The sequence below is a fragment of the Martelella sp. FLE1502 genome, from assembly GCF_053484255.1.
In genome coordinates, this window is record NZ_JBAKFQ010000022.1 from 12,302 (window position 1) to 37,832 (window position 25,531).

20 protein-coding genes and 2 tRNA genes are annotated in these 25,531 nt (G+C 62.1%); 15 read left to right on the plus strand and 7 right to left on the minus strand.

Annotated elements, in window-relative coordinates:
* The first annotated feature begins 11 nt into the window (after positions 1–11).
* Entirely contained in the window at positions 12–3,503 is a 3,492-nt protein-coding gene (gene mfd, locus V6767_RS16845) for a transcription-repair coupling factor (RefSeq protein ID WP_448474527.1), read from the plus strand.
* Here mfd and V6767_RS16850 read toward each other — a convergent pair.
* From V6767_RS16850 to uvrB, 4 genes are all read right to left on the minus strand, one after another.
* On the minus strand, positions 3,469–4,341 hold the full coding sequence (locus tag V6767_RS16850; protein WP_448474528.1) for a class I SAM-dependent methyltransferase: 873 nt from the start codon (positions 4,339–4,341) through the stop codon (positions 3,469–3,471). The two genes, mfd and V6767_RS16850, sit on opposite strands and share 35 nt — an antisense overlap.
* 28 nt (positions 4,342–4,369) lie before the next feature.
* Complete coding sequence (locus V6767_RS16855) at positions 4,370–5,014, minus strand: DsbA family oxidoreductase (protein WP_448474529.1); 645 nt, start codon at positions 5,012–5,014, stop codon at positions 4,370–4,372.
* 67 nt (positions 5,015–5,081) lie between these two features.
* Positions 5,082–5,744 (minus strand): 2OG-Fe(II) oxygenase, encoded by a 663-nt coding sequence (locus V6767_RS16860; RefSeq protein ID WP_448474530.1) that lies wholly within the window; start codon positions 5,742–5,744, stop codon positions 5,082–5,084.
* 78 nt (positions 5,745–5,822) lie between these two features.
* Positions 5,823–8,579, minus strand: coding sequence for an excinuclease ABC subunit UvrB (uvrB, locus tag V6767_RS16865; RefSeq protein WP_448474531.1), 2,757 nt, complete (start codon positions 8,577–8,579; stop codon positions 5,823–5,825).
* A 175-nt stretch (positions 8,580–8,754) separates the two neighbouring features.
* Here uvrB and V6767_RS16870 point away from each other — a divergent pair, with 175 nt between their 5' ends.
* Positions 8,755–9,108 (plus strand): DMT family protein, encoded by a 354-nt coding sequence (locus tag V6767_RS16870; protein ID WP_448465585.1) that lies wholly within the window; start codon positions 8,755–8,757, stop codon positions 9,106–9,108.
* A 3-nt stretch (positions 9,109–9,111) separates the two neighbouring features.
* Here the strand turns inward: V6767_RS16870 and V6767_RS16875 are convergent, their stop codons facing one another.
* A complete protein-coding gene (locus tag V6767_RS16875) occupies positions 9,112–9,501 on the minus strand; it encodes an acyl-CoA thioesterase (RefSeq protein WP_448474532.1) in 390 nt (129 codons plus the stop codon).
* A gap of 271 nt (positions 9,502–9,772) precedes the next feature.
* Between V6767_RS16875 and V6767_RS16880 the strand changes: the two genes are divergently transcribed.
* From V6767_RS16880 to clpA, 3 genes are all read left to right on the plus strand, one after another.
* Positions 9,773–10,732 carry an extensin-like domain-containing protein gene (locus tag V6767_RS16880; RefSeq protein ID WP_448474533.1) on the plus strand — a complete coding sequence of 320 codons (960 nt, stop codon included), beginning with the start codon at positions 9,773–9,775 and terminating at the stop codon, positions 10,730–10,732.
* 315 nt (positions 10,733–11,047) lie between these two features.
* The gene (gene clpS, locus V6767_RS16885; protein WP_018063049.1) at positions 11,048–11,401 is read left to right on the plus strand and encodes an ATP-dependent Clp protease adapter ClpS; all 354 of its coding nucleotides are present in this window, start codon (positions 11,048–11,050) and stop codon (positions 11,399–11,401) included.
* Between the two features lie 10 nt (positions 11,402–11,411).
* Positions 11,412–13,790 (plus strand): ATP-dependent Clp protease ATP-binding subunit ClpA, encoded by a 2,379-nt coding sequence (gene clpA / locus V6767_RS16890; RefSeq protein WP_448474534.1) that lies wholly within the window; start codon positions 11,412–11,414, stop codon positions 13,788–13,790.
* Between the two features lie 212 nt (positions 13,791–14,002).
* Here clpA and V6767_RS16895 read toward each other — a convergent pair whose 3' ends face one another.
* Entirely contained in the window at positions 14,003–15,472 is a 1,470-nt protein-coding gene (locus tag V6767_RS16895) for a diguanylate cyclase domain-containing protein (protein WP_448474535.1), read from the minus strand.
* Positions 15,473–15,975: 503 nt separating this feature from the next.
* Here V6767_RS16895 and V6767_RS16900 point away from each other — a divergent pair.
* Both V6767_RS16900 and V6767_RS16905 read left to right on the plus strand, forming a co-directional pair.
* Positions 15,976–16,281 carry an ETC complex I subunit gene (locus V6767_RS16900; RefSeq protein WP_018067707.1) on the plus strand — a complete coding sequence of 102 codons (306 nt, stop codon included), beginning with the start codon at positions 15,976–15,978 and terminating at the stop codon, positions 16,279–16,281.
* Positions 16,282–16,368: 87 nt separating this feature from the next.
* Positions 16,369–16,445: transfer RNA gene (locus V6767_RS16905), tRNA-Arg, on the plus strand.
* A gap of 173 nt (positions 16,446–16,618) precedes the next feature.
* Here the strand turns inward: V6767_RS16905 and V6767_RS16910 are convergent.
* Positions 16,619–16,708, minus strand: a tRNA-Ser gene (locus V6767_RS16910).
* Positions 16,709–16,998: 290 nt separating this feature from the next.
* On the opposite strand from V6767_RS16910, the gene V6767_RS16915 reads away from it, so the two are divergent.
* The 8 genes from V6767_RS16915 (at position 16,999) to V6767_RS16950 (ending at position 25,488) form a co-directional block, all read left to right on the plus strand.
* Positions 16,999–17,862, plus strand: coding sequence for a septal ring lytic transglycosylase RlpA family protein (locus V6767_RS16915; protein WP_448474536.1), 864 nt, complete (start codon positions 16,999–17,001; stop codon positions 17,860–17,862).
* 74 nt (positions 17,863–17,936) lie between these two features.
* Positions 17,937–18,596, plus strand: a complete 660-nt coding sequence (tmk, locus tag V6767_RS16920) for a dTMP kinase (RefSeq protein ID WP_448474537.1) — start codon at positions 17,937–17,939, stop codon at positions 18,594–18,596.
* Positions 18,589–19,617: a DNA polymerase III subunit delta' gene (locus V6767_RS16925; RefSeq protein WP_448474538.1), complete on the plus strand. Its 1,029-nt coding sequence runs from the start codon at positions 18,589–18,591 to the stop codon at positions 19,615–19,617. Before tmk ends, V6767_RS16925 begins: the two co-directional genes overlap by 8 nt.
* 125 nt (positions 19,618–19,742) lie before the next feature.
* The gene (gene metG / locus V6767_RS16930; protein WP_448474539.1) at positions 19,743–21,290 is read left to right on the plus strand and encodes a methionine--tRNA ligase; all 1,548 of its coding nucleotides are present in this window, start codon (positions 19,743–19,745) and stop codon (positions 21,288–21,290) included.
* A 9-nt stretch (positions 21,291–21,299) separates the two neighbouring features.
* Positions 21,300–22,079 (plus strand): TatD family hydrolase, encoded by a 780-nt coding sequence (locus V6767_RS16935; RefSeq protein ID WP_448474540.1) that lies wholly within the window; start codon positions 21,300–21,302, stop codon positions 22,077–22,079.
* A 3-nt stretch (positions 22,080–22,082) separates the two neighbouring features.
* Positions 22,083–22,898: an MBL fold metallo-hydrolase gene (locus V6767_RS16940; RefSeq protein ID WP_448474541.1), complete on the plus strand. Its 816-nt coding sequence runs from the start codon at positions 22,083–22,085 to the stop codon at positions 22,896–22,898.
* Positions 22,899–23,212: 314 nt separating this feature from the next.
* Positions 23,213–24,307, plus strand: a complete 1,095-nt coding sequence (locus V6767_RS16945) for an ABC transporter ATP-binding protein (protein ID WP_448474542.1) — start codon at positions 23,213–23,215, stop codon at positions 24,305–24,307.
* Between the two features lie 80 nt (positions 24,308–24,387).
* Entirely contained in the window at positions 24,388–25,488 is a 1,101-nt protein-coding gene (locus tag V6767_RS16950; RefSeq protein WP_448474543.1) for an extracellular solute-binding protein, read from the plus strand.
* Positions 25,489–25,531: the final 43 nt, after the last annotated feature.

Sequence of the window (25,531 nt, forward strand, 5' to 3'; positions counted from 1 at the left end):
CGCCCCAAGCCATGATTTCCGGATTTAACCCGAAGAAACTCGAAGGCCTGAGCGGGGCCGTCACCATCGCCAATGCCGTGCCGGGCACGGAGCCGCTGGTGCTGGCCGAAATGGCGCGCGCCGGGCAATCGGTCGCCTATGTGCTCTCCGATGGCCAGCGGATTGCCGATTTCGAGCAGATGCTCGGTTTCGTGGCCCCGGAGATTCCGGTTCTCACGCTGCCAGCCTGGGATTGCCTGCCCTATGACCGGGTCTCGCCCGGCGCCGATACCGAGGCGCGCAGGCTGTCCGCGCTCGCCGGCCTCGTCGCCCATGCCAAGAAGCCGCATCCGGCGATCATCCTCGTCACCGTCAACGCGATGCTGCAGAAGCTGCCGCCGCGCGAAATCGTGGCCTCGCTCGGCTTTTCCGCCCGCGCCGGCCAGGTGATCGATATGGACGCAATCGTGCACCGCCTTGCCGATGCCGGTTTCGAACGCGTGCCAACCGTCCGCGCCGTCGGCGAATATGCGGTGCGCGGCGGCATTCTCGATGTGTTCGTCCCGGGCGCAGACAACGGCGTCCGCCTTGATTTCTTCGGCGATACGCTGGAAACCATCCGCGCCTTCGATGCGGCGAGCCAGCGCACCACCGGCACGGTCAAGTCGCTGGAACTCAACGCGATGAGCGAGGTGACGCTCGGCGATGACAATATCGCGCGGTTCCGCAAGAATTACCTGTCGATGTTCGGCGCTGCCACCCGCGACGACGCGCTCTATCAGGCGGTCTCCGAAGGCCGGCGCTATGCCGGCATGGAACACTGGATGCCGCTGTTTTACGAGCGGCTGGAAACCATGTTCGACTATCTCGGTGGCTTCAGCGTCGTCGTCGATCACACCGCCCGCGAGGCGGCAGCCGAACGCGCGGCGCTGATCGAGGATTATTATCAGGCGCGGCGCGCCAATATGGGCGAGGGGCGCGGCGGCGCGCCCTACAAGCCTGTACCGCCGGATACGCTCTATCTTGACGACAAGGCATTCTCGGCGGGGCTGGATGCCATCCGCGCCATCCGGCTGTCGCCGTTCAACGAGGCCTCCAGCCTCGGCAAGCCGGTGATCGCGATCGAGGCCCATGCCGGCCCGCGCTGGGCCGCCGAGGCCAAGGCGCGCGATGACGACGCCCGTACCAACGTGTTCGAACAGGCGGTGCGCCACATCGCAGACAAGCGCGCCGGCGGCGGCAAGGTGTTGATCACCGGCTGGTCGGAAGGCTCGCTCGACCGGCTGCTGCAGGTGCTGAAGGAGCACGGGCTTGAAAAGATCAAGCCGATCGGCGCATTGGCCGAGGTTGAAAAGCTCGGGCGAGGCGAAGCCGCCAGCGCGGTGATGAGCCTTGAAGGCGGGTTCGAGACAGGCAACCTTTTTGTCATCGGCGAGCAGGATATTCTCGGCGACCGCCTGATCCGCAAGAACCGCCGCCGCCGCAAGGCGAGCGATTTCATCTCGGAGGTTTCCGGCCTTGACGAGGGCTCGCTGGTCGTCCATGCCGAGCACGGCATCGGTCGCTTCATCGGGCTGAGAACGATCGAGGCGGCGGGCGCGCCGCGCGATTGTCTAGAACTGCAATATGCCGATGACGCCAAGCTGTTCCTGCCGGTCGAGAATATCGAGCTGCTGTCGCGCTACGGGTCGGATGCCGCCGAAGCGCCGCTCGATCGGCTCGGCGGCGGGGCGTGGCAGGCCAAGAAAGCGCGGCTGAAGAAGCGCCTGCTCGACATGGCCGACGAGCTGATCGCGATTGCCGCCAAGCGTGCCACCCGTTCAGCACCCGTGCTGCAGGCGGCCGAGGGGCTTTACGACGAGTTCGCCGCCCGCTTCCCCTATGAGGAGACCGAGGACCAGTTCAACGCCATCGAATCGGTGCGCGGCGATCTCGGCCTTGGTCGGCCGATGGACCGGCTGATTTGCGGCGATGTCGGTTTCGGCAAAACCGAAGTGGCGTTGCGCGCGGCCTTCCTTGCGGCCATGAACGGGGTTCAGGTCGCCGTCGTTGTGCCGACCACGCTTCTGGCGCGCCAGCACTACAAGACCTTTGCCGAGCGGTTCCGCGGCCTGCCGATCAAGGTGGCGCAGGCATCGCGCCTGGTGCCCGCCAAGGAACTGGCGCAGACCAAGAAGGATCTCGCCGAGGGCAAGCTCGATGTCGTGATCGGCACCCACGCGCTGCTCGGCGCCTCGATCAAGTTCGCCAATCTCGGCCTGCTGATCATCGACGAGGAACAGCATTTCGGGGTGAAGCACAAGGAACGGCTGAAGGAGCTAAAAAGCGACGTGCATGTGCTGACGCTGTCGGCAACGCCGATCCCGCGCACGCTGCAGCTCGCCATGACCGGCGTTCGCGAACTCTCGCTGATCACCACCCCGCCGGTCGACCGCATGGCGGTGCGCACCTTCATCTCGCCATTCGATCCGCTGGTGATCCGCGAGACGCTGATGCGCGAGCATTTCCGCGGCGGCCAGAGTTTCTATGTCTGCCCGCGCCTCTCCGATCTTTCGGAGGTCGAGGCCTTTCTTCAGGCGGAAGTGCCGGAACTGAAGGTAGCGGTTGCCCACGGGCAGATGGCGGCCGGCCAGCTCGAAGACATCATGAACGCCTTCTACGACGGCAAATACGACGTGCTGCTGTCGACCACGATCGTGGAATCCGGGCTCGACGTGCCGACCGCCAACACGCTGATCGTGCACCGCGCCGACATGTTCGGCCTCGCCCAGCTCTACCAGTTGCGCGGCCGCGTCGGGCGCTCCAAGACGCGGGCCTTCGCGGTGTTCACGCTGCCGGTCAACAAGCGGCTCACCGATACTGCCGATCGAAGGCTCAAGGTGCTGCAATCGCTCGATACGCTCGGCGCGGGCTTCCAGCTTGCAAGCCACGATCTGGATATTCGCGGAGCAGGGAACCTGCTCGGCGAGGAACAGTCAGGGCATATCAAGGAAGTCGGTTTTGAGCTCTACCAGCAGATGCTGGAAGAGGCGGTGGCCGAGGCCAAGGGCGACGAGGATGCTGGCGGCTCCGATTGGTCGCCGCAGATCGCGCTTGGCACATCGGTGATGATCCCGGAAAGCTATGTGCCCGATCTCAACCTGCGCATGGGGCTTTACCGCAGGCTGGGCGAACTGACCGACGCGACCGATATCGACGGCTTCGGCGCGGAGCTGATCGACCGCTTCGGACCGATGCCGGAAGAGGTGCAGTCGCTCTTGAAGATCGTCTTCATCAAATCGCTGTGCCGCATCGCCAATGTCGAGAAGCTCGATGCCGGGCCGAAGGGTATCGTGGTGCAGTTCCGCAACCGCGAATTCCCCAACCCTGCGGGGCTCGTGCAGTTCATCGCCGAAAACAGCGTTTCGGCAAAAATCCGCCCCGACCACAGCATCTATTTCAACCGCGACCTGCCGACGCCCAACAAACGCCTTGGCCAGGCGGCTGTGATCATGAGCAAGCTGTCGAAGCTCGCAGCAGCCTGAAGACGCCCGCCGTCACCGGTTGTCCGCCCGAGGCGAAATCGGTGACATCGTAGCGGGCTATAAGCGCGAGGTGCTGTTGCGGCAGATGGTCCCGGAAGGGATCGCCGATCAGAATATCCGCGCCCGTTTCGGCGAGCGTTCTGAGGGCGGCGAGCGTCTGATCGGCGGTTTCGGGGTCGTAAAAGACATCGCCGGCCAGAACGAGCGCCAGCTGCGTGTTCGCGGCAGGTGAATTGCATCGGTCGTCGCCGCTTGCACTCAATACTCTCTCCCGCTGGCGGGAGAGATGCCCCGAAAGGGGCAGTGAGGGTGGCGCGGCTTTTCGGTTCGTGAGAGCGTTCGCGGTGAAAGACTCCCCCCTCTCTGTCGCTTTCGCGACATCTCTCCCCTCCGGGGCGAGAAGATCTGGGGGCTGTGCGGAAGAGCCGTATGCGATTGCCTTGAGGTTCTCGGGGAGAATAGTGCCCTCCCGCTCCCGCTCAATAAGATGCGTAGCGATCTCCACGCCATTGAGCGCGGCGTTGAGCGAAGCAGCCTCCAGCGCCAGCGGATCGATATCGCAGGCGATCACCGCGCCCGCGCCGGCTTTCGCCGCTGCGATCGCGACCAGTCCGGAGCCGGTTCCGTAGTCGATGACGGTTCGGCCGCGCATGTAATCCGGCTCCGCTTCGATATGGCGGGCGAGCGCCAGCCCACCGGCCCAGACATGCGCCCAATAGGGTGAAAGCCCGCTGTTCAGTTCGGTAAGCAGACGCCCGACGCCGCTGTTCTCGTTTGCGAGCCGGAGCCTGAGCGAGGAAAGGCCCGGAACCGGGATTGCCGGCAGCCGGGCCTTCACGATTTCCCGAAACGCGCGCAAACGCGGGTCAGGCGGCGGCAAGCTGCGTCAGCGCCTGCTGCATCACCTCGACGGGCTGCGCGCCGCTGACGGCATATTTGCCGTTGAACACGAAGAAGGGTACGCCGGTGACGCCCATCTGCTGGGCGTTGGCGATCTCGCCGCGCACCATCTCCTTGTCGGCATCGCTTTCAAGCAGCTTGACCACCATTTCGCGATCCATGCCGGCCTCCGCCGCGATATCGGCCAGAACCTTGTGGTCGCCGATATTGCGACCTTCCTCGAAATTGGCGCGGTAGAGCCGGTCGACGACCTCGTTCTGCATGGCGATGCTCTCGGTATGCGCCCAGAGCAGCAACCGGTGCGCATCGAGCGTGTTGGGACGCACCAGAATCCGGTCGAAATGGAAGGTGATGCCGAGTTCCTTGCCGAGGGCCGTGATCTGCGCATGCATCTCGTCGCGCCGCTCCGCGCTGCCGAGCTTTTCGGCAAGCATGGCCTGATTGTCCACGCCTTGCGGCGGCACGGTCGGATCAAGCTCGAACGGACGCCACTGCACGGCAACCTCGACGTTTTCCGGCAGCGACTTGATCGCCTTGTCGAGACGCGCCTTGCCGAGATAGCACCACGGGCAGACAACATCGATAATGGCATCGACTGTGACGGTAGACATGCCGTTCCTTTCTTTAAAGTGCAGGCGCATTGCCGCCCAGGAGATCGTGAACTGAGCAGCTATGCCCCTACGCGATCTTGATCGGCTGGTCGGGGTAGGCGAGCTGTTCGCGGGCGCGCCATTCCGGCGTGACGTAGTTGATGATCAGCGATTTGCGCACGCCCTCGATCGGGCGCTTTTCAAAGCCGTGCCAGGTGTCGGTCGAGGGCACGAAGATCATCGCGTAGTTGGGCGCGAACGGCGAGCGGCCGACATGCTCTTCCTTCGAGGCGTAGATGTCGGTTCCGAGTTTTTCGTGGCCGGGACCGTCAGAGAGATAGATCAGCAGGGTGAACAGTTTCACGCCGATATCGGTGTGCGGCTCCAGCCAGAAACCGTCGATATCCTGCGCGAATTCGATGCGCAGGCTCGATCCCTCGATATTGGTGCCGAACGTGTCCTGGATCGTCGAAGCGACGGCGGGGTCCTGAAATGCCGCGGCAACGGCAGCGCAGCAATCATATTTGGCGATATTGGGCTGGTCGAAATAATGCCGGCTCTTGTTGTGCACCTCGCGCGTGCCCGAAACCCCGCCAAGATCCGGCTTGGGGAAGTCGAGCGCCTGGATGTCCTTCAACAGGTCCGTCGGAAACATGTCCGAAAGCAGCCAGTGGCGATAGGGCTCGGCATTGGAATCGGCATTCTTGAACGCCGATTTCACATGCTCCTGAACGTTTCCGTAATCTGTCATTTCTGAACCATATGCTTGTTTGATCAACGCTATCGTATCGCCATCGGCGGGCGGGCACAACCATTGTCGCCGCCCGTCCTATTTCCCCGGCTTGCCGGTCTTGCCGGTGCGGCGGCCGCGCCGTTTCTGCTCGCCGGGGTCTTCGTAGGAGCCGGCGCCGATCTTGCCGCGCTTGACCGGCTTGACGTCGCTGCCAAGCGGCTTTTCCGTACGGCCGACGGTCATTTCGTCGAGATCGTTCTTGCGGAACAGCGGGCGGGCGGTATCGGTGCCCGGGCCCATATCGTCGAGCGAAGGCTTGGCGAAATAGCCGGTTTTCCCTGAGCTCTCCGCCTGCCGCGATTCTTGCCGCTCCAGCTTGTCGTCCATGCCCTGAAGTTCGGCGGCCTTGAGGCGCTTGATCTCGTCGCGCACCCGGGCTGCGGTCTCGAAGTCGAGATCGGCGGCGGCATCGCGCATCTGCTTTTCGAGCGCGTCGAGATGGGCCTGCAGATTGTTGCCGACCAGATGGCCGTCCGCTGCAAAGCCCTTGCCGCCCTTGGTGCCGATATCGGCGCGGACATGGTCGCGTTCGTAGACCGAGTCGAGAATGTCGGAAATCTTGGCCTTGACCGATTCCGGGGTGATGCCGTGTTCCTCGTTGTAGGCGAGCTGTTTCTCGCGGCGGCGGCTGGTCTCGTCCATGGCGCGCTGCATCGAGCCGGTGATCTGGTCGGCATAAAGCACGACCTTGCCGTCGACATTGCGCGCCGCGCGGCCGATGGTCTGGATGAGGGAGGTTTCCGAACGCAGGAAACCCTCCTTGTCGGCGTCGAGGATCGCGACGAAGCCGCATTCGGGAATGTCCAGCCCCTCGCGCAGAAGGTTGATGCCGACAAGCACGTCGAACGCGCCGAGACGCAGGTCACGGATGATCTCGATGCGCTCCAGCGTGTCGATGTCGGAGTGCATGTAGCGCACGCGGATGCCCTGTTCGTGGAGGTATTCGGTCAGGTCCTCGGCCATCCGCTTGGTCAGTACCGTCACCAGCGTGCGGTAACCCTTCGCCGAAACCTCCCGGATTTCGGAGAGCACGTCGTCGACCTGGGACTTGGCGGAGCGGATCTCCACCGGCGGATCGATCAGCCCGGTCGGGCGGATCACCTGCTCGGCGAACACGCCGCCGGCCTGTTCCATCTCCCAGCCGCCGGGGGTCGCCGACACCGCGATCGTATCGGGCCGCATCGCGTCCCATTCCTCGAAGCGCAGCGGGCGGTTATCCATGCAGGAGGGCAGGCGGAAGCCGTATTCGGCCAGCGTCGCCTTACGCCGGAAGTCGCCGCGATACATGCCGCCGATCTGCGGCACGGTGACGTGGCTTTCATCGATGAAGATCAGCGCGTCGTCCGGGATATATTCGAACAGCGTCGGCGGCGGCTCGCCGGGGCGGCGGCCGGTCAGGTAGCGCGAATAGTTCTCGATGCCGGGGCAGGAGCCGGTGGCCTCCATCATCTCGATATCGAATTTGGTGCGCTGTTCAAGGCGCTGTGCTTCCAGAAGACGTCCAGCCTTTTCAAGCTCTTGCAGGCGCGCCTTCAACTCTTCCTTGATCGACTTTATCGCCGCGTTCAGCGTTGGGCGCGGGGTCACATAGTGCGAGTTGGCGTATATCTTCACCGACTTGAGGTCGCCGGTCTTCTGGCCGGTCAGCGGATCGAATTCGGTGATCGCGTCGATCTCGTCGCCGAACATCGAAATCCGCCATGCCGCATCCTCAAGGTGGGCAGGGAATATTTCGATCGTGTCGCCGCGCACGCGGAACGAGCCGCGCTGGAAATCCATGTCGCGGCGCTTGTATTGCTGGGCCACAAGGTCGGCGAGCAATTGCCGCTGGTCGAGCGTGTCGCCGACCGACATCTGGAAGGTCATCGCGGTATAGGTCTCGACCGAACCGATACCGTAAATGCAGGAGACCGAGGCGACGATGATGCAGTCGTCACGCTCCAGAATGGCGCGGGTAGCGGCGTGGCGCATCCGGTCGATCTGCTCGTTGATCGACGATTCCTTCTCGATATAGGTGTCGGAGCGCGGCACATAGGCTTCCGGCTGGTAGTAATCGTAATAGGAGACGAAATATTCGACCGCGTTATCAGGGAAGAAATTCTTGAACTCGGAGTAGAGCTGGGCGGCGAGCGTTTTGTTCGGGGCCAGAATGACCGCCGGGCGCTGGGTCTCCTCGATCACTTTGGCCATGGTGAAGGTCTTGCCCGAGCCGGTGACGCCGAGCAGCACCTGGCTGCGATCCCCGGATTTGAGGCCTTCGACGAGATCGGCGATCGCGGTCGGCTGGTCGCCGGAAGGCTTGTATTCCGTGACCATGCGGATCGGTATGCCGCCCTCGGATTTCTCCGGGCGTTCCGGCCGGTGCGGCGTCCATATCTTGCCATCCTTGAACAGCGGGTTGCCGCTTTCGATCAGGCTCGACAGCGCGTCGACCGTCGCGGTGACGCCGCCCTTGGCGAGGTTCTGGGCTTCTTCCAAAGAAACATCGACGCCGGCAACCGGGTTCAGGCCGGCGGCGGCGCGGGTCTTGGGATCGGACGATCCGCCTATGGAGACGCCGCGCGCGGTGCGGCTGGCTGTCGCGCCGCCACTTTCGGCGGCCTTGCGGCGATGCTTGCCGGCTTTCGAGGCTAGCTTGCGCTGCGAATCGATGGTCTCGGCTTCGGCCTCCTTCTCCAGCCCGGCAAGCCAGTCCGACATCGAGCCTTCATAGCTCTCGCCGTCGAACGGCGCCTGGGGCGCTTCTTCGAAACCGGAGGGTTTGTCGGAGGATTTCTTGGGTGATCTGGCCATGAGGCGAATATGGGGAACGAGCCTGAAAAAGAAAAGGGTGGAACGACAGAACAAAAATAGAACTTACGCCGCGATTCGGTCAAGTTTCGCGGCTCAAATTCCTGATGCCGTCCGCAGCGGTTTGCGCTAAGAACGCGCGAAGCTGCCGGGCTGGCAGCGTTTCCGGAGAAAATTCATGCCATTTTCGCTTTCGCCCGCGGCCCTGTGGCCGGTTCTAATGCTGGTCTGCTCGAATGTTTTCATGACCTTTGCCTGGTACGGCCATCTGAAGTTCAAAAGCGCGCCGCTGCTGCTGGTGATCATCACCGCATGGGGGATCGCGTTTTTCGAATACTGCCTCGCGGTTCCGGCCAACCGGATCGGCGCGTCGGTCTATTCGACCGCGCAGTTGAAGACGATCCAGGAAGTGATCACGCTGCTGGTGTTCTCGGGCTTTTCGGTGCTGTGGCTGAAGGAGGCGATCACCATCAATCACGTGATTGGCTTCGCGCTGATCGCGGTCGGCGCGGCGTTCATTTTCCGGGCCTGAGGCTCACGCCTCCTGCGGAACGACGGCCGGCTTGCCGGTTTCGTCCATCGCCACCATCACGAACTGGGCTTCGGTCACCTGTTCGCGGTGCGGCATGCGGTGGCGGTGCACCCAGGCCTCGACATGGATCGTCATCGAGGTGCGGCCGATCCGCTCGAACGAGGTGTAGACGCAGAGCGTGTCGCCGACCTTGACCGGCTGGGCAAAGGCCATCGAATTCACCGCTGCGGTGACGGTCCTGTTCTTGGCGCGCTCGGAGGAGGCGACATAGGCGGCGAGGTCCATCTGCGACATCACCCATCCGCCGAAAATATCGCCCGAGGGATTGGCATTGGCCGGCATGGCGACCGTGCGCATGGTCAGGTTGCCGGTGGGCGATTTCTCGTCGTTCATCAAGCTCTCCTGTGGCTTACGGGCGCTGCACCCTTGTCAGTTTCAGACAATATGCGACGGCTGCGGAATTGCAACTCGAGCCATCCGGCCAGCCGGCAACACAAGGTTGTCTTTTCATCACCGCCGCAAAAGCTTTTGTTTACTCTTGTCTGGTCTACTCGCGTCCGGAGTATCAACGCAGATCCGGTTCAGTATGACGTTTCCCTTGCGACGCGCGGTTTCATTGGCAGCTATTGCGGCAACGCTCACCGGTTGTTCCATCGGCGGTTTGATGACGTCGTTTTCGGTGGATACCAGCGACAAGGGCCCCCAGATCGTCACCCGCAGCGAAGAGGCCGCACAGAAGCCGCAGCCCCAGCCGACCGCCGTCGCTACGCCTGCACCGGCCGCCGCGCCAACGCCGCCGCCTTCCATCGAGCAACTGATCGCCAGCACTGAAACCGAGGCCGGCGTGCCGATCGACAGCTATCTCGGCGTTTCGACGAACGAGGAGGCCGCCGTTGTTGCGACCAATGCCGCAGCGCCCTTGACGCCCGCCATCCCGAAGGCCGAGAGCCCTGCATCCGATGTCGCGGCGCCTGATCCCGGTATCGACCCGATCCAGACCGCATCGCTTCTGCCGCTGAGCGAGCCCGGCGGCGTCGCCTCGCCGCAAAAGGGCCGGTTGCCCGGACTTATGCCGCTCGCCGAGCGGCAGTGCCGCAGTTCGCTCAGGGAAATGGGCGTGAGCTTTTCCGAGGTCGAGGCGATCGCGAACGGAAGCCAGTGCGGCATTGCCTATCCGGTCGAGCTGGAATCGCTGTCGGGCAATGTCGCGGTTTCGCCCAGCGTCACGGTCAATTGCCAGACGGCGCTTGCCTTCGCCGAATGGGTCCAGAACGATGTCGCGCCGGCCGCGCGCGTGCGCTATCTCACGGGGCTCAAATCGGTGAACACGATGGGCGGCTATTCCTGCCGGCGCGTGAACAACGGCACCAACTCCCGCACATGGTCCGAACATTCCAAGGGCAATGCCATCGATGTCGGCGGCTTCACGCTGAATACCGGGAAGACCATCGACGTTTCGCCCAAGGGCTTCTTCGCCTTCCGGGAGAAAGGCCTGCTGAAATCAGTTCGCGCCAGCGGTTGCGACTATTTCAACACCGTTCTGGGGCCGGGCTATCCCAAACATAACGACCACCTGCATTTCGACCTGAAGCAGCGCAATTCCGGCCGAAGCTACTGCAAGTAGGGCTCCCGCCGCACCGGCGTGGCCGCGATTTCCGCTTCGCGCTATCCTCACTTTATATTTATCGGCTTCACCCCGCATCGGTTTCGTTTGGGGAACCGCCTGTGGGCCGCACGCGCGCGTCCTCTGCGGGCAAATGCGGCGATCCTGCCACCATGAGATGCTTAAAAGCCGGTATTTTGTTAATGACAAGCCCGGAGCATCGGCATTAAGATCGGATCAGTCGAAGGGAGCTTGAAACGGACTCGGTAGATACAGATATGAACACCAACAAAAGACTTGGTGAACACGCCTGAGAGACTTACGGAGTTAGTGAGAATGATCGCGATGTCGATCCGGATGCAGAACGATCCCTCGAAAAACGGGGACAATCCGAGCCGCGGAACGGCGGTCATCGCGCGTACCAAGCCGAAAACAAAGAAACCCAGCCTGTACCGGGTTCTCCTGTTGAATGATGACTACACACCAATGGAATTTGTCATCCATATTCTGGAGCGTTTCTTCCAGAAGGATCGCGAAGCGGCGACCCGCATCATGCTCAATGTGCACAACAACGGCGTGGGCGAATGCGGGGTCTTTACCTTTGAAGTGGCCGAAACCAAGGTCACGCAGGTGATGGATTTCGCGCGCCAGCACCAACATCCATTGCAATGTGTCATGGAAAAGAAGTGAGGAACTGATCGTGCCAACTTTCTCCCCCAGTCTTGAAAAGGCGCTGCATCAAGCTCTGACCTATGCCAACGACCGTCACCACGAATATGCGACGCTGGAACACCTCCTGCTGGCGTTGATCGATGATGGTGATGCCGCCGCCGTCATGGGCGCCTGTAATGTCGATCTCGACGCATTGCGCAAGATTGTAACCGAATATGTCGATACCGAACTTGCCAACCTGATCACCGGCTATGACGAGGACTCCAAGCCTACCTCGGGCTTCCAGCGCGTCATCCAGCGTGCGGTGATCCATGTCCAATCTTCCGGTCGCGAGGAAGTGACCGGCGCCAACGTGCTCGTCGCCATATTCGCCGAGCGCGAGAGCCATGCCGCCTATTTCCTGCAACAGCAGGAGATGACGCGCTATGATGCCGTGAACTACATTTCCCACGGGATCGGCAAGCGGCCGGGCTCGTCTGAAACCCGCACGCCCCGCGGCGTCAACGAGCCGGAGGAAAGCGATGCCAGCGGCCAGCGCGAGAGCGAGGACAGCGCTCGCAAGCAGCCGGATGCGCTGAAGGCCTATTGCGTCAACCTCAACGAGAAGGCGATGAGCGGCAAGATCGACCCGCTGATCGGCCGCGACGCCGAGGTCAACCGCACCATCCAGGTGCTGTGCCGCCGTTCCAAGAACAATCCGCTCTATGTCGGCGATCCCGGCGTCGGCAAGACGGCGATCGCCGAGGGCCTTGCCAAGCGGATCGTCGAAGGCAAGGTGCCGGAAGCGCTGATCGATGCGACGATCTTCTCGCTCGACATGGGCACGCTGCTTGCCGGAACCCGCTATCGCGGTGATTTCGAGGAGCGGCTGAAGCAGGTCGTCAAAGAACTCGAGGAGTATGAAGGCGCGGTGCTTTTCATCGACGAGATTCATACCGTGATCGGGGCCGGCGCCACCTCGGGCGGGGCGATGGACGCCTCGAACCTGTTGAAGCCGGCGCTTTCCTCCGGTGCGATCCGCTGCATCGGCTCGACAACCTACAAGGAATACCGCCAGTTCTTCGAAAAGGACCGCGCGCTGGTGCGCCGGTTCCAGAAGATCGATGTCAACGAGCCCTCCGTGGACGATGCCATCGCGATCATGAAGGGCCTGAAGCCCTATTTCGAGGAGTACCACAACCTGCGCTACACCAACGACGCCATCAAGGCGGCGGTGGAACTGTCCGCGCGCTACATCACCGATCGCAAGCTGCCCGACAAGGCCATCGACGTGATCGATGAAAGCGGTGCGGCGCAGATGCTGGTGCCGGTCTCGCGCCGCCGCAAGATGATCACCGAGAGGGAGATCGAGGCGACGATCGCGACCATGGCGCGGATTCCGCCGAAGACCGTCTCCAAGGACGACGAGCAGGTGCTCGCCAATCTGGAGCGGGAGCTGCGCTCGGTGGTCTACGGCCAGGACAAGGCGATCGACGCGCTCGCGACCTCGATCAAGCTGGCCCGCGCGGGGCTCCGCGAACCCAACAAGCCGATCGGCTCCTACATCTTTTCCGGCCCCACGGGCGTCGGCAAGACCGAGGTGTCGAAGCAGCTTGCCTCCTCGCTCGGCGTCGAGCTTCTGCGCTTCGACATGTCGGAATACATGGAGCGGCACACGGTCTCGCGTCTGCTCGGCGCGCCTCCCGGCTATGTCGGCTTCGATCAGGGTGGTCTCCTGACCGACGGCGTCGACCAGCACCCGCATTGCGTCGTGCTGCTTGACGAGATCGAGAAGGCGCATCCGGACATCTACAACATCCTGTTGCAGGTGATGGACCATGGCTCGCTGACCGACCACAACGGCAAGAAGATCGACTTCCGCAACGTCATCCTGATCATGACGACCAATGCGGGGGCCGCCGAAATGTCGAAATCGGCGATCGGCTTCGGCTCGTCGCGGCGCACCGGCGAGGACGAGGAGGCGCTCAACCGCATCTTCACGCCGGAGTTCCGCAACCGTCTCGACGCGATCATCCCGTTCGCGCCGCTGCCGACCGAGGTCATTCATCAGGTCGTCCAGAAGTTCGTCATGCAGCTCGAAAGCCAGCTTTCGGAACGCAATGTCACCTTCGAGCTGGAAGACAAGGCTGTCGAATGGCTCGCCGAACGCGGCTACGACGAAAAGATGGGCGCGCGGCCGCTGTCGCGGGTCATCCAGGAGCACATCAAGAAGCCGCTCGCCAACGAGATCCTGTTCGGCAAGCTCAAGAAGGGCGGTGTCGTCCGCGTCGATGTGGCCGAGAAGGATGGCAAGCCGGAACTGACGCTGGAGGCGATCCCCGAGGCGACGCCGATCAAGCCCAGCGAGCTGAAGTCGGACGGCCCCAAGGGCAAGTCCGGCAAGACGGCTTCGGCCGCCGATACCTGATCATCAAGCGCGAAGGTCGGGTGCTCGATCCGACCGGTTCGTTTGGGAACCGCATGAAACGCCGGGGTTCTGCTCCGGCGTTTTGCATTTACAGGACAGGGCGTCCCCTCGCGTTTGCGCCGATGCAAAGGTTCGCGCTCGGCCAGACGTGCCAGGTTCAAAACCGGGAGAGGGCGGTCTCAGCATTGTACGCCGCGTGGCGGTGGCCCGCGTTACATGCGGCCGCGCCTGTCAAGCGCGGGCATCGAAGCGTAGTATTCCCGTTTCTGACGGTACATTTCCTTGTCCGCGCGCCGGACGGCCGATTCGACGGTTTCGCCCTTCTCGCAGATCGCCACCCCGACCGAGATGCTGATCGGCGCATCGGCGTAGAACTGATTGTTGATATTCAGAAGCTTGCCGATCTGTTCCACCATCACCTTGACGTCGTCTTCGCCTGCGCCGGGCATGAGCACGGCAAACTCGTCGCCGCCAATGCGGGCGGCGCAATGGGGCGTGCTGACGGCTTCGCTCAGCACTTCGCCAAGACGGCGCAACAGGCCATCGCCTGCGTCATGGCCAAGCGCGTCATTGGCTTCCTTCAAGCCATTGAGATCGATGATCAGCACGCCGATCGGCCGGAAGTCCTTGCGCTCGAGCCGGTTGATCTCCTCGGTATAGTAGGAGCGGTTGTAGAGCTTGGTCAGCACATCGTGACGGCCGAGATATTCGAGATAGGCCTCCGCCTTCTTGCGCGCCGTGATGTCGGTCAGCGAGACCAGCACCAGCGACCAGTCGTGCTCGTGGCCCGGCAGCACCGAGAAATGCAGCAGCACGTAGCGCTCGGAGCCGTCGAGGGCGTAATTCATCACCTCGTGGCTGTGAAAAAGCCGGCCTTCCCAGAGATCGATCAGCTGTTCGCGGAAATGCTCTTCGACATCATCGCGGAAAATCGCGTGCTGGTTCTGCAACAGCGTCTGCCGGTCGGCGGCGCGGAACATGTCGAGCGTGGCCTGGTTGACGTCGATCACCTTGATTTCGTTCAGGCATTGGCGCACGAAATCGGGATGTACGTCCATGAACACCCTGAGATCGACGATGTGGCGCGAACGCAGGTCCTCCAAGAGGTTGCGGATGCGCGAGAAGTCCTCGACCCACAGCGAGACCGGCGAATGCTCGAACAGGCCCTGCGCATAGAGCGCCTGCGCGCGTTCGCGCCGATGGGCCGCCTCGCGCAGGGAGACATCCTCGGTGGTAAGCAGGATCCGGTCCAGCGTGTCCTCATGGCCGGGCAGAACCTGGCCGCGAAGCTGGATGTCGAGCCGCTTGCCGGAGAGCGTGTAGTTGACGGTGTTGCTGGAAAAGGAATGCTGGCCCTCGAACAGCTGGACCAGTTCGTTGATATGGCTTTCCAGCATGTCGTCGCGAAACACCTGATCGATGCTGGAGACCAGCTGCTCCATGTCGCTGGCTTCAAACAGGTCAAGCGTCTTGCGGTTGACCTGCAGCACCCGGATCGCCCGCGAACAGGCGGCAACGCGCGACCGGTCGGCCCTGAGAAACGCCTCGATATCCGTCACGCTGGCGGAGCGCCATCGGTCGAAAAGGCATTTGACGCCGCTGAAATCCTCGACCCACATGGCAATGGGCGCGAGTTCAAACATCTGTTCAAAAGAGCTGTTTTCCAACTTAATGCTCATCATTCGTGCGTCCCGTCAGCGGAAAGTCAGACGACCGATACGGAACCGGAAGTGCAATGTCATGTAAGCGCAACCATCGGTTCACTCTTTTGCTTGTATCGCTGATCGCGACTCAGTATTCTCTTTTGCCGACTTGGAACTATAAGGCCATCTGCCGCAATTTGCCGCCCGCAATTTTTGGGTTCCGCCTCGTTCCCGGCGCGATGATGATCGGCCCGGTTCCGCACGCGGCTTGCCTCCCCGACACGCAGGGCGGGCGACAAATGCCATTCTCATGTCAGATGTATTTGACTTGCATAAAAACCACAACCCTTCGCACCCTGTTGCCTTGAGGCGTTTTACCGCGCTGGCGCGCGAGGCGGCGTTATTTCAGGCATTGTGGACATATTCGCATGCTGTCGTCGGTTTTTCGGCTTGATTTTTATTGCTCATGGGCAAAAATTGCGTAACAAGGGCACGGGCTGGCGCAGCGCCGCCGGCCGGACAATCAAAGCGGAGCAAAAGCGATGTCGGCGAAGATTTACCGCCCCGCCAGATCGGCGATGCAGCAGGGCAATGCCAAGACCCATGAATGGGTGCTCGAATTCGACCAGCAGGCGCCGCGCACGATCGATCCCTTGTTCGGTTATACCTCGTCCTCCGACACGCTGCAGCAGGTCAAGCTTCGCTTCGAGACGCAGCAGGATGCCGAGGACTATGCCCGCCGCAAGGGCATCGCCTACCGGGTCATCCCGCCGAAGGAAAAGACGGTAAAGGTGGTCTCCTATTCGGAGAACTTCAGCCCCAACCGCACCCAGCCCTGGACCCACTGATCGCGATCCGCCGCCGGCAACGCGGTGCAAGGACCGCCTCAGACTTGCCCTTTACGTCCTCATCAGGCATTGATGCGGCCGATACCCGGCCCCTTAGCTCAGCTGGATAGAGCACCGGCCTTCTAAGCCGACGGTCGCAGGTTCGAATCCTGCAGGGGTCGCCAAATTTTTCAGATGTGCCGAACTCGCGGCAAAGGGGCGCCATCTGCTCTCCTTCAAGCAGCCGGGCTATGAATTTGAGACGTTCGTCCTTTGGTCTTCACTCTTTCCAAGGCATTCGGGTTCTCCCAAATGCATGATGTGAAAACCATGTGACGAGAATGGACCCATAAGGGCATGGCGGAGGAGGTGGGATTCGAACCCACGGTACGCTTTCACGCACGCCGGTTTTCAAGACCGGTGCCTTAAACCGCTCGGCCACTCCTCCGGCTCGGGCGCATTCACGAAATATTCGTAGATGTCGCTTAGAGGATGGCCTTTAGCACCGTGTTCTCTTGTGGGTCAATCCCGGGATATGTGCCGGTTCGATGCGGACACGCGGGGGCGGTCAGAACGTGGCCGGGGCAATTTCGGGTTGCGCAATTTCGCCAATTTTGTTAACGCGCCACAAAGAGGCCATCAAGCATCCGCATAGGAGAGTTTGACACAGTTTCAAGGTCCAGGGGTTCCGGCAAGCAATCCTGACGGTACATCGACATAGACGGAAGAAATGTTGGCATGAAAGAAATCCGGTTTTCCACCTCGCTGGCAATGCTGGCTATGACTGCATTGATGGCTTCGTGCACGACCACGGGCGATACATCCAAAGACATCAAGGATGACGCGGCGGAAGTCGCCGATGCTGCCAAAAGCGGCATTTCCGAAGCGGATGCGCTTTCCTACCAGAAGATCGGCAAGCCCTATCAGGTGAAGGGCAAATGGTACACGCCGAAGTCGGACACCAAATATTCCAAGACCGGGCTCGCCTCTTGGTACGGGCCCAAATTCAACGGCGGCCAGACCGCGAGCGGCGAAATCTACGACATGAACCACCTGTCCGCGGCTCACAAGACGCTGCCGCTGCCAAGCTATGTCCGGGTGACCAATCTCGACAATGACAGTTCCGTCATCGTGCGCGTCAATGATCGCGGACCCTTCGTCTCCGGCCGGATCATCGACCTTTCCAAGAAGGCCGCCGAGATGCTCGACGTGACCAGCGCGGGCGTTGCCAATGTGAAGGTCGATTATGTCGGTCCCGCCTCGCGCAATGCCGACGACATGAACTATCTGATGGCATCCTACGAGAAGAAAGAGGTGCCGGAAGGCGTCGATCCGGGACGTTTCGGCGAAGTGCAGCTTGCCAAGGCTGAAGCGCCGGTTGCCGCCGAGGCAGCCAAGACCGAGACGCTCGTTGCCAAGACGGAGACCGCCGAAAAGCCCGTCGAGCTTGCCGAAACTTCGGTGAAGCCAGAAGCGGCGAGTGCGCAGCTTGCCCTGGTCGAGGAGGCAAAGCCCGTCGCGGCCAGCGACGCCAGTGCCGCGACCGAGACCATTCTGGCAGACAATACCGGCTACTCCGTTCCGATCCCGTTCAAAAGATAGCCCGGACAGGCCTTTTGCCCCGGCCCGAATTCGTCTAAACGACGACGAAGCAATGGCCGGAGGTATTTGAGAGCTTGAAACGCGGGGTCTTTATCAGCTTCGAGGGCGGCGAGGGCGCCGGCAAGTCGACGCAGATTCGTCTGCTGGCCGAACGCCTCACCACCCTCAGCCGCGCGGTGGTCGTCACCCGTGAGCCCGGCGGTTCCGCCGGCGCCGAAGCTGTGCGCCACGTGCTGCTTTCGGGCGCTGCCGAACCGTTCGGCGTCGGCATGGAAGTGCTGCTGTTTGCTGCGGCCCGCAACGATCATGTCGAGGAAATCATCAAGCCTGCGCTGGCAGAAGGCAGGATCGTGCTGTGTGACCGGTTCATGGATTCCTCGCGCGTCTATCAGGGCGCGGCAGGCGGGCTTGCGCCCGATTTCATCTCGACGGTGGAGCGGGTCGCGGTCGACGGCACAGTTCCGGACCTCACGCTCATCTTCGATCTCGATGCCCTTGAGGGATTGCAACGCGTGAAGGCGCGCTCGCCCGAACAGGCGCTTGCCGGCACGCCCGACCGGTTCGAGAAGGATGATATCGCGGTCCACGAGGCCCGGCGCCAGGCGTTCCTGAAGATCGCCGAGGCGGAGCCGGAAAGATGCCGCGTGATCCGCGCCGATGGCGCGCCCGAAACGGTTGCCGAGGCGGTGTGGCAGGCGGTCTCGTCTCTTCTGGAGGCGCGCGGCGATGGCTGACGATATGGTTCTGGAAGGCGCGATCCATCCTGCTGCCAATCCCAATCTGTTCGGCCATGAGGAGGCGGAGGCCTATCTGGCGACGGCCTATCGCTCCGGCAAGGGGCATCACGCGATCCTGCTGGAAGGCGGCGAGGGGATCGGCAAGGCGACGCTCGCCTTCCGGTTTGCAAACCACGTGTTGCACTACCCCGAGCCCCATACAGCGCCCGATCATATCATAGCGCCCGATCATGCAGCGCCGCTGACGCGCCAGATCATTGCCGGCGCCTCCCACGACCTGCTCCATCTGGAACGACCCGTCGACGTGAAGACCGGCAAGCGACGGACGGCCATCACGGTGGACGAGGTCCGCCGGGCGGGGCACTTCCTGTCGCAGACATCGGGTACCGGCAACTGGCGGATCGTCATCGTCGATGCTGCCGACGACCTCAACCGTTCCGCCGCCAATGCCATCCTGAAAATCCTGGAGGAACCGCCGAGACACGCGATGTTCCTGCTGATTTCGCATACGCCCGGCCGACTGCTGCCGACGATCCGGTCGCGTTGCCTGCCGCTGCGGCTGCGCCCGCTGGAATCCAATGACCTCCTGAAGGCGCTCGGCGCTCTTAGCGTTGATGCGGGCGGCGAGGATGCGGCGCGGCTTGCGGCGCTTGCCAATGGCAGCGTCTCGGAAGCGCTGAAGCTGGTGAATTACGGCGGCGGCGAGATCATCGATGCCTATCATGACACGCTCGCCGGTTTGGAGGCCGAGGCGAGGGCGCTGATGCACCGGCTCGCCGATACCCTTGCCAAGCGCGACAACGAGACGGTCTTCGCCTTCCTGCTCGCCCATGTCGAGGAGGATATCCGGGCTCGGGCGCGCGAGGCAGCAGGGGCAGGCGAGATCGCGCGGGCCGAACGGCTGGCAGCGCTCTCCTCCGAACTCGGCAATGACGTGGCGGTGGCCGATGCCTATAATCTCGACCGCAAGCAGCTGGTGCTCGACCTCCTCACCCGAATCCGCGCCGCCGTCAATTGAACGAAGCGCGCCGGTCGGTTTGACTTGATGCATTGCGGCACTGGCGTTAAGACCGGCGGAACGATCGAGGCCGGCGCCGCTTTTGTGGCGGCCGGCAGCAGCAGTCAAGCGGACGGGTTTCGGACATGAGCGACAAGGCCAATAATTTCTACATCACGACGCCGATCTTCTATCCGAACGGATCGCCCCATATCGGCCACGCCTACACGATGATCGCGACCGATGTGCTGGCCCGTTTTGCCCGCCTCGACGGCAGGAATGTGCGGTTTCTCTCCGGCACGGACGAGCACGGCCAGAAGATGCAGCAGACCGCCGAGAAGGAGGGCGTCGCGCCGATTGAGCTTGCGACCCGCAACTCGGCGGTGTTCCGCGACCTTCTGGCGCGGCTGAACTGCTCCAATGACGATTATATCCGCACCACCGAGGAGCGCCATCGCGTCTCCGTCCAGGCGCTGTGGAAGCGTATGGAGGAAAACGGAGACATCTACCTCGGCAAATATGGCGGCTGGTATTCGGTGCGGCAGGAAGCCTATTTCGACGAGAGCGAGACCACGCTGGGCGAGGATGGCGTACGCCGCGAGCCGCTCGGCTCTCCGGTGGAATGGGTCGAGGAGGAAAGCTATTTCTTCAAGCTTTCCGCCTATGACGACAGACTGCTTGAGTATTACGAGGCGCACCCGGATTTCATCGGCCCCAATGAGCGTCGCAACGAGGTCGTGTCCTTCGTCAAATCCGGCCTAAAGGATCTGTCGATCTCGCGCACCACCTTCGACTGGGGCATTCCCGTGCCGGGCAATCCCGATCATGTGATGTATGTCTGGGTGGATGCACTGACCAACTATATCACCGCGCTCGGCTTTCCGGATGAAACCAATGAACTTTGGGATTTCTGGCCCGGCATTCACATCATCGGCAAGGACATCATCCGTTTCCATGCCGTCTACTGGCCGGCCTTCCTGATGTCCGCCGGTCTGCCGCTGCCGAAACGCGTCTATGCCCATGGCTTCCTGCTCAACAAGGGCGAGAAAATGTCGAAATCGGTCGGCAATGTCGTCGATCCGTTCAATCTGGTCGAGCATTTCGGGCTCGATCCGATCCGTTACTTCTTCCTGCGCGAGGTCTCCTTCGGCCAGGACGGCAGCTATAGCGACGAGGGGATCGGCATGCGGATCAATTCAGATCTCGCCAACGGGATCGGCAATCTCGCCAGCCGCTCGCTGTCGATGATCGTCAAGAACTGCGACGGCCAGGTGCCGGAATGCGGCCCGCTGAGCGACGAGGACAAGGCCATGCTCGCCACCGCCGACGGCGTGATCGCGACGGTGCGCGCCGATATGGACAAGCTTGCGATCCATCGCGCGCTTGCCGCGATCATCGGCGTGGTCTCCGATGCCGACCGCTATTTTGCGGGTCAGGAGCCCTGGGCGCTGAAGAAGACCGACCCGGAACGCATGGCGACCGTGCTTTACGTCACGGCCGAGGTGGTGCGCCAGATCGCGATCCTGCTGCAGCCGGCCATGCCGGAATCGGCGGCGAAATTGCTCGATCTGGTCGCCGTGCCGGAAACAGAACGCACATTCGCGCATTTGGGAGAGGCGGGCCGTCTGAAACCGGGCACGCCGCTGGAAAAACCCGCGCCGGTTTTCCCGCGTTATGTCGCGCCAGAGGAATAGAGAGAATTCATGCTGATCGATAGCCATTGCCATCTGGACTTTCCGGATTTCGATGCCGAGCGCGACGAACTGGTGGCGCGCGCGAAAGGGGCGGGCGTCGCACAGATGGTGACGATCTCAACCCGCGTGAAGAAGTTTCAGCAGATCATTGATATCGCTGAGAAATACGACAACGTCTTCTGCTCCGTCGGTACCCACCCGGCTAACGCCGACGAGGAACTGGATATCACCGCGGAAGACCTGATCGCGCTCACGGCGCATCCGAAGGTGGTGGCGATCGGGGAAGCCGGGCTCGACTATCACTACGAGCCGGAAAAGGCCGAGGCGCAGAAGACCGGGCTTCGCCGCCATATCGATGCCGCGCGCCGCACCGGCCTGCCGCTGGTGATCCACAGCCGCGACGCGGATGACGACATGGCCGCGATCCTGACGGCGGAGAGCGAGGCCGGGGCGTTTCCGTTCATCCTGCATTGCTTTTCGTCGGGCAGGGGGCTTGCCGAAACCGGCGTGGCGCTTGGCGGCTATGTGTCGTTCTCGGGCATTCTGACCTTCAAGAATTCTCAGGACATCCGGGACATCGCGGCCGATGTGCCGATGGACCGGCTGTTGGTGGAAACCGACGCACCGTATTTGGCGCCGACGCCCTTTCGCGGCAAGCGCAACGAGCCTTCCTATGTGGTCAACACCGCCCGGATTCTGGCCGAGGTGAAGGGCGTCAGCGAGGACGAGATCGCTGCAATCACCACCGAAAACGCGTTTCGCTGCTTTTCCAAGATGACGCGGGTGTGACCCTTGGGATACCGGCGACGTTTTACGATACTCGGCTGCTCGTCTTCGCCCGGCGTGCCCCGGATCAACGGGGACTGGGGCGCGTGCGATCCGGCCAATCCGAAGAACCGGCGCACCCGCGCCTCGCTGATGGTGGAGCAGATCGGGCCGGATGGCGGGGTGACGACCGTGGTGATCGATACCGGTCCGGATTTCCGCGAACAGATGATTCGCGCCGGCATATCCCGGCTCGACGCGGTGCTCTTCACCCATGCCCATGCCGACCATCTGCACGGCATCGATGATATTCGCGGCTATTTCCATGCCCAGCGCCGCCGCATTCCGGTCTATGCGGAGCCGGTAACCATGGGCCGGATCCTCGACGGCTTTTCCTACTGCCTGCGGGTTCCCGAAGGCAGCAATTATCCGGCGATCGCTGAGCCGTATCTTATCGAGGATCTCGACACGCCCGTGCGAATCGAGGGGCCGGGCGGGGCCGTCGAATTCCAGGCCTTCCCGCAGCAGCATGGGGATATCATGTCGCTCGGATTCAGGATCGGCGACGTCGCCTACTGCACCGATGTCAGTGATTTTCCGCCCGAGGCGATCGCGAAGCTTCGGGACCTGGACCTGATCATCATTGATGCGCTGCAATATCACGGCCACCCCAGCCATTTGTCGCTGTCGCAGGCGCTCGGCTGGATTGAAAGCTTCGCCGCCCGCCGCGCTGTGCTGACCCATATGCACACCCCGCTCGATTACGACACGGTGATGGCCGAAACGCCGGACCACGTCGAGCCCGGCTATGACGGTCTGACGATCGAATTCGATTCGATTTAGCCTCGGCCTTCCGCCGCAGGCAGCGTCATCCAGCGTCGCAAACAGGCGCGGAATGCGTTGGTGGCCGCGCTATCCTCGACATTGACTTTTCGCCGGTTCAACGGCGGAGCGCCGGCAGTTTGACGTTATGCAAAACCATTATACCAAAGTCTTAAATGCCCGGCGCTTCGCGTGAGCTTCAAGGCAAAATCGACCGTTCCTTCGGCGAGAGCTGAAATTTGAGGTTGATTTGACGCGCGTGAATTGCAGTATTGGGTACGGCCTGCCTAAAAATCGCGCATGAGAAAGCGATGGGCAAAACAGATGGGGACAATATGGCGAATAACCGTGGCGCATCGGTTAAGTACGAAAATGTTCAAAAAAGCTATGATGGCGAAAGCCTGGTCGTCAAAAAGCTGAACCTCGATATTCCTCCAGGCGAATTTCTGACAATGCTGGGACCCTCCGGGTCCGGCAAGACCACCTGCCTCATGATGCTCGCCGGCTTCGAGCCCGCGACCGGCGGCGAAATCTACCTCAACGAGCGACCGATCAACAACGTGCCGCCGCACAAGCGCGGCATCGGCATGGTATTCCAGAACTATGCGCTGTTTCCGCATATGACGGTCGCGGAGAACCTCGCCTTTCCGCTGCAGCTGCGAAAGATGAGCAAGTCCGAGCAGGAAGAGAAGGTCAAGCGCGCGCTCGACATGGTCCAGCTCGGCAAGTTCGGCAATCGCCGGCCCGGCCAGCTATCCGGCGGCCAGCAGCAGCGCGTGGCCGTGGCTCGCGCGCTGGTGTTCGATCCCGAACTGGTGCTGATGGACGAGCCGCTCGGCGCGCTCGACAAGCAGCTGCGCGAGCAGATGCAGTATGAGATCAAGCACATCCACGACAATCTCGGCGTCACCTTCGTCTACGTCACCCACGACCAGACCGAGGCGTTGACCATGTCGGACCGGGTGGCCGTGTTCAACGACGGCATCGTCCAGCAGCTTTCGGCGCCCGACGTGCTTTACGAAAGCCCCGGCAATTCCTTCGTCGCCCAGTTTATCGGCGAGAACAACACGCTGAACGGGATCGTGACCTCCATCGAGGGCAATGAATGCAGGGTGCGCGTCGAGGACGGCACCACGCTGGTCGCCGAAAAGGTGAATGTCGCCAGCGAAGGCGACCGCACCACGCTGTCGCTCCGGCCCGAAAGGGTGGAGCTGATTGCTGCCGACACGGTCGAGAACAAGGTGACCGGCCGGGTCGAGGAACTGATCTATCTCGGCGACCATATCCGCGTGCGCATGAACGTGTGCGGCAATGACGAATTCATCGTCAAGGTCAGGAATCGCGGCGAACGTTGGGATCTCGAGGTTGGCCAGACGCGCACGGTCGGTTTTGCCGCCCGCGACTGCAAGGCCCTCGATTACGCCGCCTGACTTGCGGTGAAACGTGGCGGCCGCCAGGGCGGCCGTTCAGATAAACGTAACCAGTGAAATCTGTGAAAAGGGGAACTGACATGAAACTCCGTACTATCATCCTGGCCTCCGCCGCCACCGTGGCGATGGGCAATGCGGCGCTCGCCGAGGACCTGACGATCGTGTCCTGGGGCGGCGCCTATTCGGCCTCGCAGGACAACGCCTATCACCAGCCGTTCATGGCCGAGCATCCCGATGTCACGATCATCAACGACGAATCCTCCAACGAGGCCGTCGCCAAGCTGCGCGCCATGTCCGAAACCGGCAATGTCACCTGGGATATCGTCGACGTCGAAGGCCCTGACAGCCAGCGTCTCTGCGACGAGGGCCTGGCCATGGAAATCGACCTCAACGAGTGGACCAAGGCAGCACCCGACGGCACGCCGGCGGTGGAAGATTTCGGCGACGCCGTGATCAACGACTGCTTCATTCCGCAGATCGTGTTCTCGACCACCTTCGGCTACCGCACCGATGTCTCCGCCTGGAACGGCAACGAGCCGACCGAGCTCTGCGATATCTTCGACACCGAAACCTTCCCGGGCAAGCGCGCGCTTGAAAAGCGTCCGAAGAAGAACCTGGAGTGGGCGCTGATCTGCGACGGCGTTGCCAAGGAAGACCTCTACGACGTGCTGTCAACGCCTGAAGGCGTGGACCGTGCGCTCGCCAAGCTCGACACTATCAAGGACGACATCATCTGGTGGTCGGCCGGCGCCGAAACGCCGCAGCTTCTTGCCGATGGCGAAATCGTCATGGGCTCGACCTATAACGGCCGCCTTTTCAGCGTGATCGCTGAGCAGGACCAGCCGGTGAAGATGCTGTGGGACTGGCAGGTGTTCGACTATGACGGCTGGATCATCCCCGCCGGCCTGCCGGACGACAAGCTGGCTCTGGTGAAGGAATATATCATGTTCGCCACCGACACCCAGCGCCTTGCCGACCAGGCCAAGTACATCTCCTACGGTCCGGCCCGTGCGTCGTCTCAGCCGCTCGTTGGTGACCATGCCGAGCTCGGCATTCCGATGGGCCCGCACATGCCGACCAACCCGGACAATATGGGCAACTACCTGGTCAACAACATCCTGTGGTGGGCCGACAACCAGGACGACGTGGAGCAGAAGTTCCAGGCCTGGCTGGCCCAGTAATCTCCGGAGAGCGTCCGGCCGGGCCGGGCGCATTCCCACTCGC

Excerpts from the sequence above, each read along its gene's own strand:
- V6767_RS16875 (WP_448474532.1), bottom strand. The coding sequence starts at position 9,501 with ATGAACGACGAGAAATCGCCCACCGGCAACCTGACCATGCGCACGGTC.
- V6767_RS16950 (WP_448474543.1), top strand. The coding sequence starts at position 24,388 with ATGAAACTCCGTACTATCATCCTGGCCTCCGCCGCCACCGTGGCGATG.
- V6767_RS16895 (WP_448474535.1), bottom strand. The coding sequence starts at position 15,472 with ATGATGAGCATTAAGTTGGAAAACAGCTCTTTTGAACAGATGTTTGAA.
- V6767_RS16900 (WP_018067707.1), top strand. The coding sequence starts at position 15,976 with ATGTCGGCGAAGATTTACCGCCCCGCCAGATCGGCGATGCAGCAGGGC.
- V6767_RS16915 (WP_448474536.1), top strand. The coding sequence starts at position 16,999 with ATGAAAGAAATCCGGTTTTCCACCTCGCTGGCAATGCTGGCTATGACT.
- uvrB (WP_448474531.1), bottom strand. The coding sequence starts at position 8,579 with ATGGCCAGATCACCCAAGAAATCCTCCGACAAACCCTCCGGTTTCGAA.
- mfd (WP_448474527.1), top strand. The coding sequence starts at position 12 with ATGATTTCCGGATTTAACCCGAAGAAACTCGAAGGCCTGAGCGGGGCC.
- metG (WP_448474539.1), top strand. The coding sequence starts at position 19,743 with ATGAGCGACAAGGCCAATAATTTCTACATCACGACGCCGATCTTCTAT.
- V6767_RS16870 (WP_448465585.1), top strand. The coding sequence starts at position 8,755 with ATGCCATTTTCGCTTTCGCCCGCGGCCCTGTGGCCGGTTCTAATGCTG.
- V6767_RS16945 (WP_448474542.1), top strand. The coding sequence starts at position 23,213 with ATGGCGAATAACCGTGGCGCATCGGTTAAGTACGAAAATGTTCAAAAA.
- V6767_RS16855 (WP_448474529.1), bottom strand. The coding sequence starts at position 5,014 with ATGTCTACCGTCACAGTCGATGCCATTATCGATGTTGTCTGCCCGTGG.
- V6767_RS16925 (WP_448474538.1), top strand. The coding sequence starts at position 18,589 with ATGGCTGACGATATGGTTCTGGAAGGCGCGATCCATCCTGCTGCCAAT.
- V6767_RS16935 (WP_448474540.1), top strand. The coding sequence starts at position 21,300 with ATGCTGATCGATAGCCATTGCCATCTGGACTTTCCGGATTTCGATGCC.
- V6767_RS16860 (WP_448474530.1), bottom strand. The coding sequence starts at position 5,744 with ATGACAGATTACGGAAACGTTCAGGAGCATGTGAAATCGGCGTTCAAG.
- clpS (WP_018063049.1), top strand. The coding sequence starts at position 11,048 with ATGATCGCGATGTCGATCCGGATGCAGAACGATCCCTCGAAAAACGGG.
- V6767_RS16880 (WP_448474533.1), top strand. The coding sequence starts at position 9,773 with ATGACGTCGTTTTCGGTGGATACCAGCGACAAGGGCCCCCAGATCGTC.